This window comes from Streptomyces rhizoryzae (assembly GCF_023155275.1).
Classification (GTDB): Bacteria; Actinomycetota; Actinomycetes; order Streptomycetales; family Streptomycetaceae; genus Streptomyces; species Streptomyces rhizoryzae.
The window spans coordinates 83,603-100,876 of sequence record NZ_JALMUV010000017.1; the positions used below are offsets into that span (position 1 = coordinate 83,603).

The window sequence follows — 17,274 nt, forward strand, 5'->3', positions numbered from 1 at the left end:
GTTCAGGGCGCGGCGTGCGCCGCCTGCCGGGCGCGCCACTCGCGCGCCAGGATCGCGTAGACCACCTCGTCGGTCCACTCGCCGTCCAGGTACTCGTTCTCCCGCAGATGGCCCTCGCGGCGCATGCCCAGGCGCTCCAGCAGCCGGGCGGAGGCGGTGTTGCGGCCGTCCAACTCGGCCTGGACGCGGTGCAGTCCGAGCTCCTCGAAGGCCAGCTTCAGCAGCGCGCCGGCGGCCTCGGTGGCGTAGCCGCGGCCGGTGTGGTCGGGGTGGAAGACGTAGCCGATGCCGCCCTGGCGGTGCTCGCGGCTGGTGTAGACGAACGTGACGTCGCCGACCAGGGTGCCGGTCTCGTGGACGACGACGGCGAGCTGGAGGTGGTCGCCGGACGCGCGCAGCGTCGTGCGGGACGCCTTGTCGGCGACCGAGGCGCGGGAGCCGGCCTCGTCGTGCGGGCCCCAGTAGAGGTAGCGGCAGACCTCGGGGCGGCGCTGGTAGGCGTAGATCGCGTCGAAGTCGTCGTGGCGTACCGGGCGGAGGTCCAGCCGGGGGGTGCGCAGCGGGTAGGCGGGGGCGTACGGGAGCGGGGGCGGCGGGGGGAGGGGCGGCGGTGTCGTGGAAGGTCTGAGCACGCGCTCAGCGTAGGGAGCGGGGGCGGGCCGCGCAGCCGACTTTCCCGGATCGGCGGGCGGGTGGGATACCGGCGGGTAGCGTCCCGCTTGCCTGGTCGCCATGTCCGCGTTACCGGCGGTTCAATCACGCTTGCGAACATCACTGAATGCAGCCCGCTGTCCCCCACGTCCCCCACTCGCGGACCCGATCCGTTCCGCCGCTCTCCGGCGCGCCTGGAAAGGCCCCGGCGCGGAAGAATAAGGACATGACCCAGCAGCGCAGCGCACCGGCCCCGGACCGGTCCGAGTCGCCGTCCCAGGAGGCAGCGAGGGCGGCGGGCCCCTCGGTGCAGCCCTCGGTCGGTTCGATCGCCGCGCACCGCCCGCACGCCGTGCGGCCCACCGTCCCCGGCCTGGAGCCCGACCTGGACGCCGATCCGGACGCCTACGAGGACCGCCGCGCGCCGGGGGCGGACGGCGCGGAGCTGCCCGCCGGCCGCTTCCTGGACCGGGAGCGCAGCTGGCTGGCGTTCAACGAGCGGGTGCTGGAGCTGGCCGAGGACCCGGCCACCCCGCTGCTCGAACGGGCCAACTTCCTGGCGATCTTCGCCAGCAACCTCGACGAGTTCTTCATGGTCCGGGTCGCCGGACTCAAGCGCCGGATCGCCACCGGGGTCGCCACCCGCTCCGCCTCCGGCCTCCAGCCCCGCGAGGTGCTGGACCTGATCTGGACCCGGTCCCGGGAGCTGATGGCCCGGCACGCCGCCTGCTTCCAGCAGGACGTCGCGCCCGCGCTGGCCGACCAGGGCATCGGGCTGGTCCGCTGGCCGGAACTGACCGAGAAGGAGCAGGCCCGGCTGTTCACCCTGTTCCGGCAGCAGATCTTCCCGGTGCTCACCCCGCTCGCGGTCGACCCGGCGCACCCCTTCCCGTACATCTCCGGGCTGTCGCTGAATCTGGCCGTGGTGGTCCGCAATCCGGTCAGCGGCCACGACCACTTCGCGCGGGTGAAGGTCCCGCCGCTGCTCTCCCGCTTCCTGGAGGCGTCCCCGCAGCGCTACGTCCCCATCGAGGACGTGATCGCCGCACACCTGGAGGAGCTGTTCCCGGGGATGGAGGTGCGGGCCCACCACATGTTCCGGGTGACCCGCAACGAGGACCTGGAGGTGGAGGAGGACGACGCGGAGAACCTCCTCCAGGCCCTGGAGAAGGAGCTGATGCGGCGGCGCTTCGGGCCGCCGGTCCGGCTGGAGGTCGAGGAGACCATCGACCCGGCCGTGCTGGACCTGCTGGTCCAGGAGCTGAAGGTCTCCGAGGCGGAGGTCTACCCGCTGCCCGGCCCGCTCGACCTGACCGGGCTGTTCGGGATCGGGGCGCTGGACCGGCCGGAGCTGAAGTACCCCAAGTTCGTGGCCGGCACCCACCGCGACCTCTCGGAGGTGGAGTCGGCGTCCGCGCCCGACGTCTTCGCCGCGCTGCGCGCCCGGGACGTGCTGCTGCACCACCCCTACGACTCCTTCTCCACCTCCGTGCAGGCGTTCCTGGAGCAGGCCGCGGCCGACCCGAACGTCCTCGCCATCAAGCAGACCCTCTACCGCACCTCCGACCACTCCCCGATCGTGGACGCCCTGATAGACGCCGCCGAGTCCGGCAAGCAGGTGCTCGTCCTGGTGGAGATCAAGGCGCGCTTCGACGAGCAGGCCAACATCAAGTGGGCGCGCAAGCTGGAGGAGGCCGGCTGCCACGTCGTCTACGGGCTGGTCGGACTCAAGACGCACTGCAAGCTCTCGCTGGTGGTCCGCCAGGAGGGCGAGACGCTGCGCCGGTACTCCCACGTGGGCACCGGCAACTACCACCCCAAGACGGCCCGGCTGTACGAGGACCTGGGGCTGCTGACCGCGGACCCGCAGGTGGGAGCCGACCTCTCCGACCTCTTCAACCGGCTCAGCGGCTACTCCCGGCGGGAGACCTACCGCCGGCTGCTGGTCGCGCCGACCTCGCTGCGCGACGGCCTGGTCCAGCGCATCGGCAAGGAGGCCGCGCACCACCGGGCGGGCCGCCCCGCCTACGTCCGCATCAAGGTCAACTCGATGGTCGACGAGGCGGTGATCGACGCGCTGTACCGCGCCTCGCAGGCCGGGGTGCCGGTCGACATCTGGGTGCGCGGCATCTGCGCGCTGCGCCCCGGGGTGCCCGGGCTGAGCGAGCACATCCGGGTCCGCAGCGTCCTGGGCCGCTTCCTGGAGCACTCCCGGGTCTTCGCCTTCGGCAACGGCGGCGAGCCGGAGGTGTGGCTGGGCAGCGCGGACATGATGCACCGCAACCTCGACCGGCGGATCGAGGCGCTGGTGCGGGTCACCGACCCGGCCCACCGGGCGGCGCTGAACCGCCTGCTGGAGACCGGCACGTCGGACGCCACCTCGTCCTGGCACCTGGGCCCGGACGGCGACTGGACCCGGCACGCGGTGGACGCGGACGGCACTCCGCTGCGGAACGTACAGGAAATGCTCATCGACGCCCGGAGGCGCCGGCGTGGCCCAGCGACATGACCCGCCGGCCGGGGGGCCGCGGCCCGGGGGCGGAATGCGAAGCGGTATCGGTATCGGTGACGAGCCCGGCCGGTGGCCGGGGGCCCGCACGGCGGTGGCGGTCGGGCCGGGGGACGGTGTGTACGGGGACGGGGCGTATGGGGACGGGGTGTACGGGGCGGTGCGCCCCTGCGCGGGCGGCGCGGGCGGCACCGGGGGCGCGGGCCGGGCGGCCGGGGGGCCGGGGCCGTACGGTCCGGGGGACGGCCCCGGCGCCGGGGCCGGGCTGGCCGGGCGGACCGCGGGGGAGGTGCTGGCCGGCTATCTGCACCGGCAGGCCGCGGACTTCCTGCGGAGCCTGCGGCTGCACCGGGAGGCCGGGCCGGACGCGGCGGGCGCGGGCGAGGCGGCCCGGCAGCTGCGCCGCTCCGCCCGCCGGATCAGCGCCACGCTGCACACCTTCCGGCCGCTGACCGAGGAGGTCTGGGCCGATCAACTCCAGGCCGAACTGGGCTGGTTGAGCGGCACGCTGGCCCGCGAGCAGGCGTGCGCGGCGCGCCGCGACCGGCTGATGGGGGCGCTCCAGCGGCTCACCGGGCGGGACGGGCGGGCCGAGCGGCCACCGGAGCGGGGCGCCCGGGGCGGCCGCCCCGGGCGGGACGCCCGCACCGGCCGGGGCGCCGCCGCGGTGCCCGCCGGACCGGCCACCGCCACCGTCCCGGCCGCCCCCACCGGTCCGGACGACCGGGACGCGCTCGCCGCCGGGGCGGCCCGCGCCGGGGCGCTGCTCGACCGGCAGCTCACCCTGGCCCGCTCCCGGGCGCACTCCGCCGCCCTCCAGGCGCTCGGCTCGTCCCGATTCCACGCCGTCGCGGACGCGGTCGCGGTGCTCGCCTCGGAGGCACCGCCGGCCCGCCGGGCCGGCGAGGCGGCCGCCGCGGAGGCGCTGCCGCCGCTCGCCGAGCAGGCGCACCGCCGGCTCGCCGAGGCGGTCGCCACCCTCCCGCTGGCCCGCGCCGGCCACCCGTACAACGCCGCCGCGCTGGCCGCCGACGACCGGCAGGACGCGCCCTGGCACCAGGCCCGGCTGCTGGTGCGGCTGAGCCACTACGCCCAGGAGGTGGTCGCCCCGGAGGAGGTCGATCCGCGGTTGGCCGACGCCGGGCGCGCCCTGGAGCGCCACCGGGACGCCGCCGAGGCGGCCGCCGCTGCCGCCGCCGCGGCCCGCACCCCGCGGATCGCCCCGGCCACCGCGTACGCGCTGGGGGTGCTGCACGCCGACCAGCGGCACGAGGTCGAGGCGGCCCGCTACGCCTTCGGCCGGGTCTGGCTGACCGGCGGGCCGGCCGCCGAGCGCGGTGCCTGACGAGGGGCGGAGGAGCGCGATGGCCAGGAGGGCGGACCGCGAGGGCGGCGGGGCGGAGCGGGACCGGGCGGTGGGGGGCCGGCCGATCCGGGCGGCCGGCTGCGTGCTGTGGCGCCGCGCGGCCGGCGGCGGCATCGAACTGGCGCTGGTCCACCGGCCCAAGTGGGGCGACTGGTCGTTCCCCAAGGGCAAGCTCAAGGCGGGCGAGGACGCCCGGCGGGGCGCGCTGCGCGAGGTGCTGGAGGAGACCGGGATGACCTGTGCGACGGGCCCGGAGCTGCCCACCGTCCGCTACCGCGTCGGCACCCGGCCCAAGGAGGTCCGCTACTGGGCGGCCGAGGCGACCGGCGGCGGGTTCGTCCCCAACAAGGAGGTGGACCGCCTCCGGTGGGCGGCCCCGGAGACCGCCAGGGCACTGCTCACCCAGGACCGGGACCGGGAGCTGGTGGCGGTGCTGCTCGGCGTCCTGCGGCCGGCGGACGGGGCGGCCGGCGGGGGCGGCTGACCGGTCGGCGGAGGACCGCCCACCGGGCCGCGGACCGGCCGCGGACCGGAACCGGAGCTTTCGGTTTCCGCGGGGCGGCGCATACTGGACGGATGCTGCACGGGGAAAACGAGATCGGCGCCTTCCTCAAGGCGCGCCGTGCCGCGCTCGACCCGGCCGAGGTCGGTCTGCCCGAGGGGCCCGGCCGCCGCCGGGTCCGCGGGCTGCGGCGCGAGGAGGTCGCCCAGCTCGCCGCGATCAGCGTGGCCTACTACACCCGGATCGAACAGGGCCGGGCGCCCGCGGTCTCCGACGCCGTCCTGGACGCCCTGGCCCGCGCGCTGCGGCTGACCGACGGCGAGGCGGCCTACCTGCGGAACATCGCCGGGCCGCGGCGGCGCACGGCGGACCGCCCGCGCGGCACCCGCGCCGCCGCCCCGGCGCGCACCGTCCGCCCGGAGATCCGCCAGCTGCTGGACGCCATGGACCCCTCGGTCGCCGCCGTGGTGGTCGGCCGCGGCCTGGACATCCTGGCCTGGAACGGCCCCGGCGGCCGGCTCTCGTTCGACCTCGACACCCTCGACCCGGCCCGCCGGAACACCGCGCTGCTGGTCTTCCTGCACCCCGCGGCCCGCGAGCGCTACCCGGACTGGGAGAAGAAGGCCGAGGAGATCGTCGGCAGCCTGCGGGCGGACAGCGGACGGCACCCGGACGACCGGCGGATCTGCGAGGTGGTCAACGAACTCCTCGACCGCAGCCCGGACTTCCGCCGGATGTGGGCCGCCCAGGGCGTCTCGGAGTGCCTGCGCGGGACGAAGCGGATCCGGCACCCGCAGGCCGGGGAGCTGACCGTCACCTTCGAGAGCTTCCGGCCGGCCGCGGACCCGGACCACATGCTGGTGACGTACACCGCACCGCGCGGATCGGAGTCCGAGGCCCGGCTGCGGGAGCTGGGCCGGACGGCCGGTGCGGCGCGGGCGGCCCGGTCCGCACCGCCCGCACCCGCGCTCACCGGCTGAGGCCCCCGGGCCCGCCTCAGACCGCCGGGCCGCCCCGGGGCGCCAGCGCCTCCCACCGCACGGTGACCTCGCCCTGGCGGTGCCGCCGCGGGTCCCCGGCCAGCGGCCAGTCCGCCGCCAGCAGGGCCAGCGCGGCGCGCCACCGCTGCCGGGCGCCCAGCGCGCCCAGCGGGGCGGCGCTCGCCCAGGCGCGGTCGAAGTCCCGGAGGAAGGCGTGCACCGGCTCGCCCGGCACATTGCGGTGGATCAGCGCCTTCGGCAGGCGTTCGGCCAGGTCGGAGGGGGCGCCCAGGGAGCCGAGCCGGGCCGCGAAGGTGACCGTGCGCGGCCCCTCGGGGCCCAGCGCGACCCACACGTGGCGCCGCCCGATCTCGTCGCAGGTGCCCTCCACCAGCAGCCCGTCCGGCGCCAGCCGCGCGCACAGCCGCCGCCAGACCGCGGCGACCTCGTCCTCGTCGTACTGGCGCAGCACGTTCGCCGCCCGGATCAGCACCGGGGCGCGGCCGGGGCCGCCGGGCAGCGGCAGCTCGAAGCCGCCGTGCAGGAAGTCCAGCCCCGCGCGGGCGTACGGCAGGGCGGCGGCGACCCGCGCCGGATCGATCTCGACGCCGACGACCTGCGCGTCCGGCCGCACCGTGCGCAGCCTGCCCAGCAGCTCCAGCGGCGTCCACGGCGCGGCGCCGTAGCCGAGGTCCACCGCGACCGGGTCGGCGGTGCGGCGCAGCACCGCGGCGTGCTCGGCGGCGATCCAGCGGTCCATCCGGCGCAGCCGGTTGGGGTTGGTGGTGCCGCGGGTGGCGTTCCCGACCGGCCGGGACGGTGCGGGGACCGGGGCTGCGGCGGTGCGGGCGGCGGGAACGGGGGAGCGGCGGGCCATGCATCGAGGGTAGGGCGTGCCGGCGGACGGCCGGCCGGGACGCCCGCCGGGGCCCGCGCGCCGCGACCGGCGGTCAGGCTTTGGCAAAGTACGAAGAAAGTTCGAAGATGCGGTGCGGACGGGAAATGGATGGCCGTCCGGAGTTGTTGCAGCGGGTCGGAGGCGCGTCCCCGCCTCGCCGAGGAGGTAGCTCGCAGTGAGCCAATACGTGTCCCGGCTCCGCGGCCGGCACGGCGGTCCCCCGGCGCCGGCCAGGCGCGCCGGCGGCCAGTTCGCGCACCCGGCGCGGCTGCGCCTGCCGGGCGGGATCCGGCGCCCCCGCCGGGTGGCGATGCTCAGCGTGCACACCTCCCCCCTCCACCAGCCCGGCACCGGCGACGCCGGCGGGATGAACGTCTACATCGTCGAGCTGGCCCGCAAGCTCGCCGCGCTCGGCATCGAGGTGGAGATCTTCACCCGGGCCACCACCGGCGCCCTGCCGCCCGCCGTCGAGCTGGCCCCCGGCGTCCTGGTCCGGCACGTCGACGCCGGCCCGTACGAGGGGCTGGCCAAGGAGGAGCTGCCGGCCCAGCTGTGCGCCTTCACGCACGGCGTGATGCAGGCGTGGGCGGGCCACCGCCCCGGCTACTACGACCTGGTCCACTCCCACTACTGGCTCTCCGGCCACGTCGGCTGGCTGGCCGCGGACCGCTGGCGGGTCCCGCTGGTCCACGCCATGCACACCATGGCCAAGGTGAAGAACGCCGCGCTGGCCGCCGGCGACACCCCCGAGCCGGCCGCCCGGGTCATCGGCGAGACGCAGATCGTCGAGGCCGCCGACCGCCTGATAGCCAACACCGCCGAGGAGGCCGACGAGCTGGTCCGGTACTACGACGCCGATCCCGGCAAGGTCGCGGTGGTCCACCCCGGCGTCAATCTGGACCGCTTCCGGCCGCTGGGGGACGGCGGCGCCGAGGACGTCGCGGCCGGCCGGGCCGCCGCCCGGGCCCGCCTCGGGCTGCCGCCGGACGCGGTCATCCCGCTCTTCGCGGGCCGGATACAGCCGCTCAAGGCCCCCGACATCCTGCTGCGCGCCGCGGCCGTCCTGGTCGACGCGGACCCCTCGCTCCGCTCCCGGCTGGTCGTCCCGGTGGTCGGCGGGCCCAGCGGCAGCGGCCTGGCCAAGCCCGAGGGGCTCCAGAAGCTCGCCGCCCGGCTGGGCATCGCCGATCTGGTGCGGTTCCGCCCGCCGGTCGGCCAGGACCAGCTCGCCGACTGGTACCGCGCCGCGTCCGTGCTGGTCATGCCCTCGTACAGCGAGTCGTTCGGGCTGGTGGCGATCGAGGCCCAGGCGTGCGGCACCCCGGTCGTCGCGGCCGCGGTCGGCGGCCTGCCGGTGGCCGTCCGGGACGGGGTCAGCGGCTTCCTGGTCGCCGGCCACGACCCGGCCGACTACGCCCGCGCGCTGCGCCGCTTCGCCGACGACCCGGCGCTGGCCACCACGATGGGCGCCGCCGCGGCCCGGCACGCGGTGTCCTTCGGCTGGGACACCGCCGCCGCGGCCACCGCGGACGTCTACGCCGCCGCCCTCCAGGAGCGCCGCCGTCCCCTACGATCCCTGCATGGGTGAGGAACGGAAGCCCGCCACGGGCGAGCAGAAGGCACGGGACGCCGCCGCGGTGATCGAGGCCACCCTCGCGGACGCCGGTCTGGAGTGGGAGTCGCCCGCCGAGGGCAGCTACGTCGTCAAGCTGCCCGGCACCCGCAAGCTCTCCACCACCTGCGCGCTGAAGGTCGGCCGCCACTCGCTGTCCCTCAACGCCTTCGTCGTCCGCCGCCCGGACGAGAACCACGAGGCGGTGCACCGCTGGCTGCTGGAGCGCAACACCCGCCTGTACGGCGTCAGTTACGCGATCGACCAGCTCGGCGACATCTACCTCGTCGGCCGCCTCCCGCTGGCCGCCGTCACCCCCGAGGAGCTGGACCGCCTCCTCGGCACCGTCCTGGAGAACGCCGACGGCAGCTTCAACACCCTGCTGGAACTGGGCTTCGCCTCCGCCATCCGCAAGGAGTACGCCTGGCGGGTGGCGCGCGGCGAGTCCACCCGCAACCTCGCGGCGTTCGAACGGCTCACCCGGGACGGCGCCGGGGAGTAGCCCCGGCCGGGCGGCCCGGGGCTTCAGGGCACGAACCGCATCTCCGGGTAGCGCGCCGACGGCCCGTCCAGCAGCCGCCCGGCCCGGCCGCGCAGCCACCGGTCGAAGAACGCGGTGACGTACGCCCGTTCCGCGGCGACCGCCCGGGCCGGGGCGACCGTCCCGACCAGGTCCGCCACCTCCGCCCGCGACAGCCCCACCCGGCCCGCGAGCTGCGGGACCAGCGACTCCGCGTCGGTGTAACCGGCATGCCGCCCGCCGAGCAGCGTCAGGTCCCGCAGCCAGGCGCCGCGCGCCGCGCTGTGCCGCCACACCGCGTCCCAGGACGCGACCGAGTGGTGGTCGTCCCCGGCCGTGCCCATCAGCAGCAGCGGCCGGTCCACCCCGTCCCGCCCCACGGTGGACGGATGGGAAGGGTCGTCGTCGCGCTGGGTGTAGCCCATCACCCCGTCCATGTTCACCGCCGCCTTCAGCCGCGGGTCGTCGTGCATGGTCTGGGCCGCCGTGAAACCGCCCGCCGAGTGCCCGACCATCCCCACCGCGGACAGGTCCAGCCGCCCACGCAGCGCCGGCGGCAGCGCGGTGTCCCGGCCGCCGCGCGCCAGGATGTCCAGGACGGACCGGGTGTCGGCCACCCGTACCGCGCCGACCTTCTCCAGCAGCTCGGTCATCCGCCCGGTCCGCCGGGCCCGCGCCACCTCGCCGGGCAGCACACTGCGTGCCACCCGGCCGCCGGGGAACTGCACGGCGGGCGCCTCGTAGGTGTGGTCGAGCGCCACCACCGCATAGCCGCGGGAGGCCAGTTCGTCGCAGAGCGTGCTGCCCAGGCCGCGCGGGTCGCCGGCGCCGGGGGAGTAGAGGACCACCGGCAGGCGCCGTCCGGCGGCACCGGCCACCGGGGCGCCGGTGTGCGCGTGGGTGAGGGTGGCGCCCCAAGGCACCTTGCCGGGCGGGACGTGGTCGGCGAAGGAGTTCATCCGGTCGAACGCGGCGGCCCCGCCCCGCACCCGCGGCGCGCCCTTGCCCGTCCCCGGCAGCATCCCCCGGCCCGCCCACCCCGGTCGACGGGGCGAACCCCCCTTGCGGGGTGGGGCCACCCCCCCCAGGCCGGACCGCGCCGCACGCGGCCGCGGCCGCCCCCCTCCGCCAGGACGCCCCCGGTCCGCTAGGACGCCACCGGCGCGTCCGCCTCCCGGCCCGCCGCCCCGGCACCGGTCCGCTCCCCGTCCGCCCGCTCCCCGGTACCGCGCCCCTCGGCCCGCGGCTCCCCGGATCCCCCGTCGGACGCCCGCCCCGGCAGCCGGCGGAGCAGCAGCGCGTAGCCCAGGGCCGCCACCGTGCCGACGGCCGCGCAGCCCGCCCACAGGGTGCCGGCGCCGTAGTGGTCGATGACCGTGCCGCCGAGCAGCGGCGCGGTCAGCGAGGCGACCGACCACGACAGGGCGTACATGCCCTGGTAGCGGCCGCGCCCCTGCACCGGCGACAGGCGCACCACCAGCCCCATCTGGGTGGGGGAGTTGATGATCTCGCCGAGCGTCCAGACGGCGACCGCGACCGCGTACATGGCGACCGACCCGGCCAGCGCCGTCAGCCCGAAGCCGTAGCCCGCCAGCAGCGCCGAGCCGATCAGCAGCAGCGCCGGGCTGCGGTGCTCGATGAAGCGGGTGACCGGGATCTGGAGCAGCACGATCAGCACCCCGTTGGCCGCGATGACCACCCCGAAGTCCGCGCTGGAGAAGCCGTCCTGACCCATCGACACCGGCATGGACACGTACGCCTGCTGGAAGATCAGCGCCAGCAGCAGGTTCAGTCCGACGACGGTCATGAAGCGGCCGTCGCGCAGCACGGTCAGCATCGAGACCCGCTCCCGGCCGCCGGCCCCGCCGTCCGAGGCGTCCCCGGGCCCGTCCGCCTCCTGGGGGCGCGACTCCGGCAGCTTGACGAAGACCACCACCGCGCAGGCCAGGACGAGCGCGGACTCCCCGAGGAAGAGTGCCAGGTAGCCGTGCTCGGCGATCAGCCCGGCGGCCGTGGAGGAGACCGCGAAACCGAGGTTGATCGCCCAGTAGTTCAACGAGAACGCGCGGACCCGGTCCTCCGGCGCGACGATGTCGGCCATCATCGCCTGCACCGCGGGCCGCGAGGCGTTGCTCGCCATCCCGACCAGGCAGGCCACCGCCGCGATCGCCACCGGGTCGGTCATGAAGCCCAGCAGCGCCACCGAGGCCGCCGTCGACAGCTGCGCGATCAGCAGCGTCGGCCGCCGCCCGAGCCGGTCGGCGAGCACCCCGCCCCCGACCGACGAGACCACCCCGCCCAGCCCGTACAGCGCTCCCACCAGCCCGGCGTACGACGCCGAGTAGCCGCGCTCCACGGTGAGGTAGAGGGCGAGGAAGGTGGCCACGAAGGACCCCAGCCGGTTGATCAGCGTGCTGGTCCACAGCCACCAGAACTGCCGGGGCAGCCCGGACACGCTCTGTGCGACGGCCCGCCGCAGCCGGCTCCCGCCCCCGGGACGTTCCCCCGACATCGACGCAGACATGACATTCCCCCCTGTGGCCGGCCGTGGACGGCGGCGGTACCGGAATCGACGAGGTAAGTGGCGAAGACGCCAAGCGCAACCTACTGACCGCCGGGTCGCGCGGCCACTCGATTGACCGGAAGCGTCACACGTCGGCGCACCCGGAGATCACGGGTCTGTGCAGGTGGCGGGCGTGCGCGGAGTCGCCGCCGGCGTCGATTACGCTCGGGGCCATGGCCACCGACGCACCGTACAAGCTGATCCTGCTCCGCCACGGCGAGAGCGAGTGGAACGCGAAGAACCTGTTCACCGGCTGGGTGGACGTCAACCTCAACGACAAGGGCGAGAAGGAGGCGGTCCGCGGCGGAGAGCTGCTCAAGGAGGCCGGCCTGCTCCCCGACGTCGTCCACACCTCCCTCCAGAAGCGCGCCATCCGCACCGCGCAGCTGGCCCTGGAGGCCGCCGACCGCCACTGGATCCCGGTCCACCGCAGCTGGCGGCTGAACGAGCGCCACTACGGCGCCCTCCAGGGCAAGGACAAGGCGCAGACCCTGGCCGAGTTCGGTGAGGAGCAGTTCATGCTCTGGCGCCGCTCGTACGACACCCCGCCGCCCGCGCTGGACCGCGACGCCGAGTTCTCCCAGTTCGCCGACGCCCGCTACGCCGACCTGCCGCCGGAGCTGCGCCCGCAGACCGAGTGCCTCAAGGACGTCGTCACGCGCATGCTGCCGTACTGGTACGACGGCATCGTCCCGGACCTCAAGGCCGGCAAGACGGTCCTGATCGCCGCCCACGGGAACAGCCTCCGCGCGCTGGTCAAGCACCTCGACGGCATCTCCGACGCCGACATCGCCGGCCTGAACATCCCCACCGGCATCCCGCTCTCCTACGAGCTCGACGCGGACTTCAAGCCGGTCCGCGCGGGCGGCACCTACCTCGACCCCGAGGCCGCCGCCGCCGCCATCGAGGCCGTGAAGAACCAGGGCAAGAAGAAGTAAGCCCCCCTCGCGCCCCGCACGCCGCGGCCCCGCCGTCCGATCGGGTTGATCGGGCGGCGGGGCCGCGGGTCACCGGGCGGGTGTGGTGCCGGTGGACGGGTCGCTGCCGTGGGGGCGCGGGGTCAGCAGTTGCCGCCGCACTGGCAGGGGCCGCCGGACTGGCAGCCGCAGCCGCAGCCGGAGCCGCAGCCGCAGGCGCCGAGGAGCGGGAGCAGCGGCCGGTCGACGGCCGCCGGCTCGTTCTGCGGCGCGGGGTTCGGAGAGTCCGCCATGAGTGCCATGTATTCGCCTCCTAGGGGTCACCTGGTGCTTATTGCAAGCCCGGGTGCACAGGCGCGTCAACGGCGCGTGGGCGCACGTTACGCGCCCTCCACCGCCGTCGGCGGGGCGATCTCGTCGGCGTGCTCACCGGTCACCAGGTAGACCACGCGCTTGGCCACCGAGACCGCGTGGTCCGCGAAGCGCTCGTAGTAGCGGCCCAGCAGGGTCACGTCCACGGCCGTCTCGATGCCGTGCTTCCAGCGGTCGTCCATCAGGTGCTGGAAGAGCGTGCGGTGCAGCATGTCCATGGCGTCGTCGTCCTGCTCCAGCTGGAGCGCGAGGTCCACGTCCTTGGTGATGATCACCTCGCCGGCCTTGGCCATCAGGCGCTGCGCCAGCTGCCCCATCTCCAGGATGGTGGCGTGCAGATCGCGCGGCACCGCCCGGTCCGGGAACCGCAGCCGGGCCAGCTTGGCGACGTGCTGCGCGAGGTCGCCGGAGCGCTCCAGGTCGGCGCTCATCCGCAGCGAGGTGACGACGATCCGCAGATCGGTGGCGACCGGCTGCTGGCGGGCCAGCAGGGTGATCGCCCGCGCCTCCAGATCGCGCTGGAGGTCGTCGACCTTCTCGTCGGCGGCGATGACGTTCTCGGCCAGCTTCAGGTCCGCGTCGAGTATCGCCGTGGTGGCGCGCCCGATCGCGGAGCCGACGAGCCGGGCCATCTCGACCAGGCTCTCGCTGATCGAGTCCAGTTCCTCGTGGTACGCGTCCCGCATCAGTGACCTTCTCTCGCTTCGAGGGTTCGGGTGCTCCCGGGGATCCGGGGTGTGGGGGATGGTGCGTGGGTGTGGTGGGGGTGGCCTCGCGCCTACGCTCCCACGGACCGGCCGCCGGCAGGCCCCCGCACCCTCAATGTGCGGCCGGATCACGACCTGCGGTGCCACCGGAGGTGAACCGGCGGCGGCCCGGAGGTGAACTCTGGGAGTCGCCGCCGCGGCCGGGCGGCCCCTCGCCCGCCCCGCCCGGCGCGACCGGTGAACCGCCACCGACGCCCCGGTGAACTCTGGGCGAAGGGTGTCCGAGCAGCGGCTCCGAGCGCTGGGGGAGTGTCGGACCCGGCACATACTCTGGATTCATGAACGTGGACGCGGCCGTCGCCGCGATGGCAGCTGTCGCCGGTCTGTGCACCGGTGTCTTCGCCATGCTGGCGTTCCGCTGGAGCGAGCGGGATCAGGCCAAGCCCACCCGGACGTCCCTGCACACCGAAGCCGTCCTGCCGCCCGGTGTCGACACCGTCCTGTCGGTGCTGCGCTCCTCCGCCGTCGTCCTCGACGAGGCCGACACGGTCGTCAAGGCCAGCTCCGCGGCGTACGCCCTCGGGCTGGTCCGCGGCGGCCGGCTCGCCGTCGAGCCGATGCTCCAGATGGCCCGCGACACCCGCCGGGACGGCGAGATACGCCAGGTCGAGCTGGACCTGCCGCGCCGCGGCACCGGCCGCGGGGACGCCCTGGCGGTCTCCGCCCGGGTCGCCCCGCTCGGCTCCCGGCTGGTCCTGCTGCTGGTCGAGGACCTCACCGAGGCCCGCCGCATCGAGGCCGTCCGCCGCGACTTCGTGGCGAACGTCAGCCATGAGCTCAAGACGCCCGTCGGGGCCCTCTCCCTCCTGTCCGAGGCGGTGATGGACGCCAGCGACGACCCCGAGGCGGTCACCCGCTTCGCCGGCCGCATGCAGAACGAGGCCACCCGCCTGACCAACCTCGTCCAGGAGCTGATCGACCTCTCCCGGGTGCAGAACGACGACCCGCTGGAGGACGCCGAGCCGGTCCCGGTCGACGAACTGGTCGCCGAGGCGGTCGACCGCTGCCGCCAGCAGGCCGGCACCAAGCAGATCACCATCGCCCACTCCACCGGCGGCCCGGACGGCGCGGGCACCGCCGACCTGCACGTGTGGGGCAACCGCGGCCAGCTCGCCGCCGCCCTCGGCAACCTCGTCGAGAACGCCGTCAACTACTCCCCGGCGCGCACCCGCGTCGGGATCGCCGGACGCCGGGTCCCCTCGCCCGGCGGCGACCTCATCGAGATCGCGGTCACCGACCAGGGCATCGGGATATCCGAAAAGGACCGGGACCGCATCTTCGAGCGGTTCTACCGCGTGGACCCGGCGCGCTCGCGCGCCACCGGCGGGACCGGCCTCGGCCTCGCCATCGTCAAGCACGTGGCCGCCTCGCACGGCGGGGAGGTCACGGTGTGGAGCGCTGAGGGACAGGGCTCCACCTTCACCCTGCGTCTCCCGGAAGCCGGGGCCGTACGCGACCGCGAACGGCCCTCGGACCTCACCGCGGAGGGCCTCGACGACGAGGACCGACCGTACGAGACCTTCAACGATCCGCTCCCAGCTCACCCAGCCCCGGAGGTCCTTCCGTGACCCGAGTGCTCGTCGTCGAGGACGAGGAATCGTTCAGCGACGCACTGTCGTACATGCTCCGCAAGGAGGGCTTCGAGGTCGCCGTCGCGGCGACCGGCCCCGACGGCCTGGACGAGTTCGAGCGCAACGGCGCCGACCTCGTCCTGCTGGACCTCATGCTGCCGGGCCTGCCCGGCACCGAGGTCTGCCGTCAGCTGCGCGGCCGCTCCAACGTCCCGGTCATCATGGTGACCGCCAAGGACAGTGAGATCGACAAGGTCGTCGGTCTGGAGATAGGGGCCGACGACTACGTCACCAAGCCCTTCTCGTCCCGCGAACTGGTCGCCCGGATCCGCGCCGTGCTGCGCCGCCGCGGCGAGCCGGAGGAGGTCGCCCCGCAGGCCCTGGAGGCCGGCCCGGTCCGGATGGACGTGGACCGCCACGTCGTCACCGTCTCCGGCGGCAAGGTCGACCTGCCGCTGAAGGAGTTCGACCTCCTGGAGATGCTGCTGCGCAACGCCGGCCGGGTGCTGACCCGCATGCAGCTGATCGACCGCGTCTGGGGCGCCGACTACGTGGGCGACACCAAGACCCTCGACGTCCATGTGAAGCGGCTGCGCGCCAAGATCGAGCCGGACCCGGGCGCCCCGCGCTATCTGGTGACGGTCCGCGGCCTGGGCTACAAGTTCGAGCCGTAGGCCGCCCCGGTCCGTACGGGCCGCGGCCGCGCCGCCGACGCACCGCGCACGAGCGCCGAGGGGCGTCCCTCCCGGGTGGGAGGGACGCCCCTCGGCGGTGTGTCCGGAGAACCGGCAGGGCTCAGTGGCCGGCGTGCGCCGACTCCGAGGGCTTGCCCGAGGAGGACGGGGAGGCCGAGCCGGACTCCGAGGGCTTGCCGCTCGCCGAGGTGGACGGCTGCGGGGCCTGCGACGGGCCGTAGCTCTCGAAGATGTTCTTCGCCGGGACGACGTAGGCGTTCAGCTTGACCTTGCCGGCGGAGCTGAAGCTGAAGGTCAGCGGCTGGACGTTGCCGTCCTGCACGGCCTCCCGGCCGGTCGGCAGGAGGGCGTTGGGGTTGTCCTTGCCGCCGAGCACGACCGAGCCGCCGGCCGGCACGGTGATCTTGCCCGACAGCGTGGCCGACTGGCCGGTGCCGTCGACCGAGATCCCGGTCAGCTGCTGGTCCTGGGTGCCGGAGTTGAAGACCGTCGCGGTGATCGCGGCCGGGCCCTTGGCGTTGACGTCGGGCTGGGTGACGACGTTGGCGTTCTGGATCTTGATGTCGCCGACGCTGGTCTCGGCGTTGTCCGGCTTGACCTGTAGCGTCTGGGCGTCGCTCCCGGCACCGCACGCGGAAAGGGTGGCGATCGAGAGCGAGAGGACGGTGGCGGCGAGGACGCCGCGTCGAAGGCTGCGGCTCACGGCGGCGGCATCTCCTTGACGAGCTACGGCGGCCGAACGTTCGTGCCCGGTCGCGGATGGACGGCTGGGGGCGGCACTGCGTACGCGTCACGGCGACGGGCACGTAAAGCCGCCCTAAGGGTGGGTCAGCGCCGCTAGGTTACCGAGCCGCCCACACGGCGCCGCACCCGACCCGCCCCCTGAGCGATCACGCCCCCGCGGCCGGTGCCCGCCGCCCCGCCGCCGCGGGGGCCCGCCGCGCGCCGCGGGCGCCCCCGGCCGGCATTTCCGGATACCGCACCCGGCCCGATCCCGGCGGATCTCGCCGCCGATCTCGCCACCCCCTCTCCCGCAGAAGTGGGAGGCATATTCGGCACGCGGCCGTTCGAGTGGTGTGCGACCAGTTTCCGCCGGTGAAAAGCGGTATTCACAAGGAATGCACAGGGCACCCTGAATTGATCACACACCGGCGCGCGGGGCGGTTGATCAATTCCCGGAATCACCCCCGGACCGCCGCCGAGCGTCCGAACGGAGTAGCGGAACTCGCTCAAGCGGATCGGTACAAACCGGGACGTTCGGCCCATCGATCATCGCGTTTCCGGCGCTCCGCGGGCGGCTTTCCGGTCGCCCGCGAAGCCCCTCCGACCTGCGAATTCCTGCCCCGCGAAC

At 75.0% G+C, this 17,274-nt stretch carries 16 protein-coding genes; 9 read left to right on the forward strand and 7 right to left on the reverse strand.

The genetic code is table 11. The features are described from left to right. Positions 1–2: 2 nt before the first annotated feature. The gene (locus MUU72_RS16140; protein WP_248013948.1) at positions 3–632 is read right to left on the reverse strand and encodes a GNAT family N-acetyltransferase; all 630 of its coding nucleotides are present in this window, start codon (positions 630–632) and stop codon (positions 3–5) included. Between the two features lie 245 nt (positions 633–877). Between MUU72_RS16140 and MUU72_RS16145 the strand changes: the two genes are divergently transcribed. The 4 genes from MUU72_RS16145 to MUU72_RS16160 all read left to right on the forward strand — a co-directional run bounded on the left by MUU72_RS16145 (position 878) and on the right by MUU72_RS16160 (position 6,008). Continuing rightward, positions 878–3,160: an RNA degradosome polyphosphate kinase gene (locus MUU72_RS16145; protein ID WP_248013949.1), complete on the forward strand. Its 2,283-nt coding sequence runs from the start codon at positions 878–880 to the stop codon at positions 3,158–3,160. Positions 3,161–3,194: 34 nt separating this feature from the next. Beyond that, positions 3,195–4,505 carry a CHAD domain-containing protein gene (locus tag MUU72_RS16150; protein WP_248013950.1) on the forward strand — a complete coding sequence of 437 codons (1,311 nt, stop codon included), beginning with the start codon at positions 3,195–3,197 and terminating at the stop codon, positions 4,503–4,505. 19 nt (positions 4,506–4,524) lie between these two features. Continuing rightward, on the forward strand, positions 4,525–5,010 hold the full coding sequence (locus MUU72_RS16155; protein WP_248013951.1) for an NUDIX hydrolase: 486 nt from the start codon (positions 4,525–4,527) through the stop codon (positions 5,008–5,010). A 92-nt stretch (positions 5,011–5,102) separates the two neighbouring features. Continuing rightward, a complete protein-coding gene (locus MUU72_RS16160) occupies positions 5,103–6,008 on the forward strand; it encodes a helix-turn-helix transcriptional regulator (RefSeq protein WP_248013952.1) in 906 nt (301 codons plus the stop codon). A gap of 16 nt (positions 6,009–6,024) precedes the next feature. Here the strand turns inward: MUU72_RS16160 and MUU72_RS16165 are convergent, their stop codons facing one another. Further along, entirely contained in the window at positions 6,025–6,885 is an 861-nt protein-coding gene (locus MUU72_RS16165) for a class I SAM-dependent methyltransferase (RefSeq protein WP_248013953.1), read from the reverse strand. Positions 6,886–7,081: 196 nt separating this feature from the next. On the opposite strand from MUU72_RS16165, the gene mshA reads away from it, so the two are divergent. Further along, on the forward strand, positions 7,082–8,494 hold the full coding sequence (gene mshA, locus MUU72_RS16170) for a D-inositol-3-phosphate glycosyltransferase (RefSeq protein ID WP_372503122.1): 1,413 nt from the start codon (positions 7,082–7,084) through the stop codon (positions 8,492–8,494). After that, a complete protein-coding gene (locus MUU72_RS16175) occupies positions 8,487–9,020 on the forward strand; it encodes a type III secretion system chaperone family protein (RefSeq protein WP_248013954.1) in 534 nt (177 codons plus the stop codon). Before mshA ends, MUU72_RS16175 begins: the two co-directional genes overlap by 8 nt. 23 nt (positions 9,021–9,043) lie before the next feature. On the opposite strand, the gene MUU72_RS16180 is transcribed toward MUU72_RS16175, so the two are convergent. After that, complete coding sequence (locus tag MUU72_RS16180) at positions 9,044–10,060, reverse strand: alpha/beta hydrolase family protein (protein ID WP_248013955.1); 1,017 nt, start codon at positions 10,058–10,060, stop codon at positions 9,044–9,046. A 125-nt stretch (positions 10,061–10,185) separates the two neighbouring features. Further along, positions 10,186–11,562 (reverse strand): MDR family MFS transporter, encoded by a 1,377-nt coding sequence (locus MUU72_RS16185; RefSeq protein ID WP_372503123.1) that lies wholly within the window; start codon positions 11,560–11,562, stop codon positions 10,186–10,188. 212 nt (positions 11,563–11,774) lie between these two features. On the opposite strand from MUU72_RS16185, the gene MUU72_RS16190 reads away from it, so the two are divergent. Next, positions 11,775–12,539: a phosphoglyceromutase gene (locus MUU72_RS16190; RefSeq protein ID WP_248013956.1), complete on the forward strand. Its 765-nt coding sequence runs from the start codon at positions 11,775–11,777 to the stop codon at positions 12,537–12,539. Positions 12,540–12,661: 122 nt separating this feature from the next. Here the strand turns inward: MUU72_RS16190 and MUU72_RS16195 are convergent, their stop codons facing one another. Continuing rightward, positions 12,662–12,811: a hypothetical protein gene (locus tag MUU72_RS16195; protein ID WP_248013957.1), complete on the reverse strand. Its 150-nt coding sequence runs from the start codon at positions 12,809–12,811 to the stop codon at positions 12,662–12,664. 87 nt (positions 12,812–12,898) lie between these two features. Further along, positions 12,899–13,576, reverse strand: a complete 678-nt coding sequence (gene phoU, locus MUU72_RS16200; protein ID WP_248013958.1) for a phosphate signaling complex protein PhoU — start codon at positions 13,574–13,576, stop codon at positions 12,899–12,901. 359 nt (positions 13,577–13,935) lie between these two features. Here phoU and phoR point away from each other — a divergent pair, with 359 nt between their 5' ends. Both phoR and phoP read left to right on the forward strand, forming a co-directional pair. Further along, the gene (gene phoR, locus MUU72_RS16205; protein ID WP_248013959.1) at positions 13,936–15,225 is read left to right on the forward strand and encodes a two-component system sensor histidine kinase PhoR; all 1,290 of its coding nucleotides are present in this window, start codon (positions 13,936–13,938) and stop codon (positions 15,223–15,225) included. Between the two features lie 5 nt (positions 15,226–15,230). After that, the gene (gene phoP / locus MUU72_RS16210) at positions 15,231–15,902 is read left to right on the forward strand and encodes a two-component system response regulator PhoP (protein ID WP_466869767.1); all 672 of its coding nucleotides are present in this window, start codon (positions 15,231–15,233) and stop codon (positions 15,900–15,902) included. A 121-nt stretch (positions 15,903–16,023) separates the two neighbouring features. Here phoP and MUU72_RS16215 read toward each other — a convergent pair whose 3' ends face one another. Continuing rightward, positions 16,024–16,626, reverse strand: a complete 603-nt coding sequence (locus MUU72_RS16215) for a copper chaperone PCu(A)C domain-containing protein (protein WP_248013960.1) — start codon at positions 16,624–16,626, stop codon at positions 16,024–16,026. Positions 16,627–17,274: the final 648 nt, after the last annotated feature.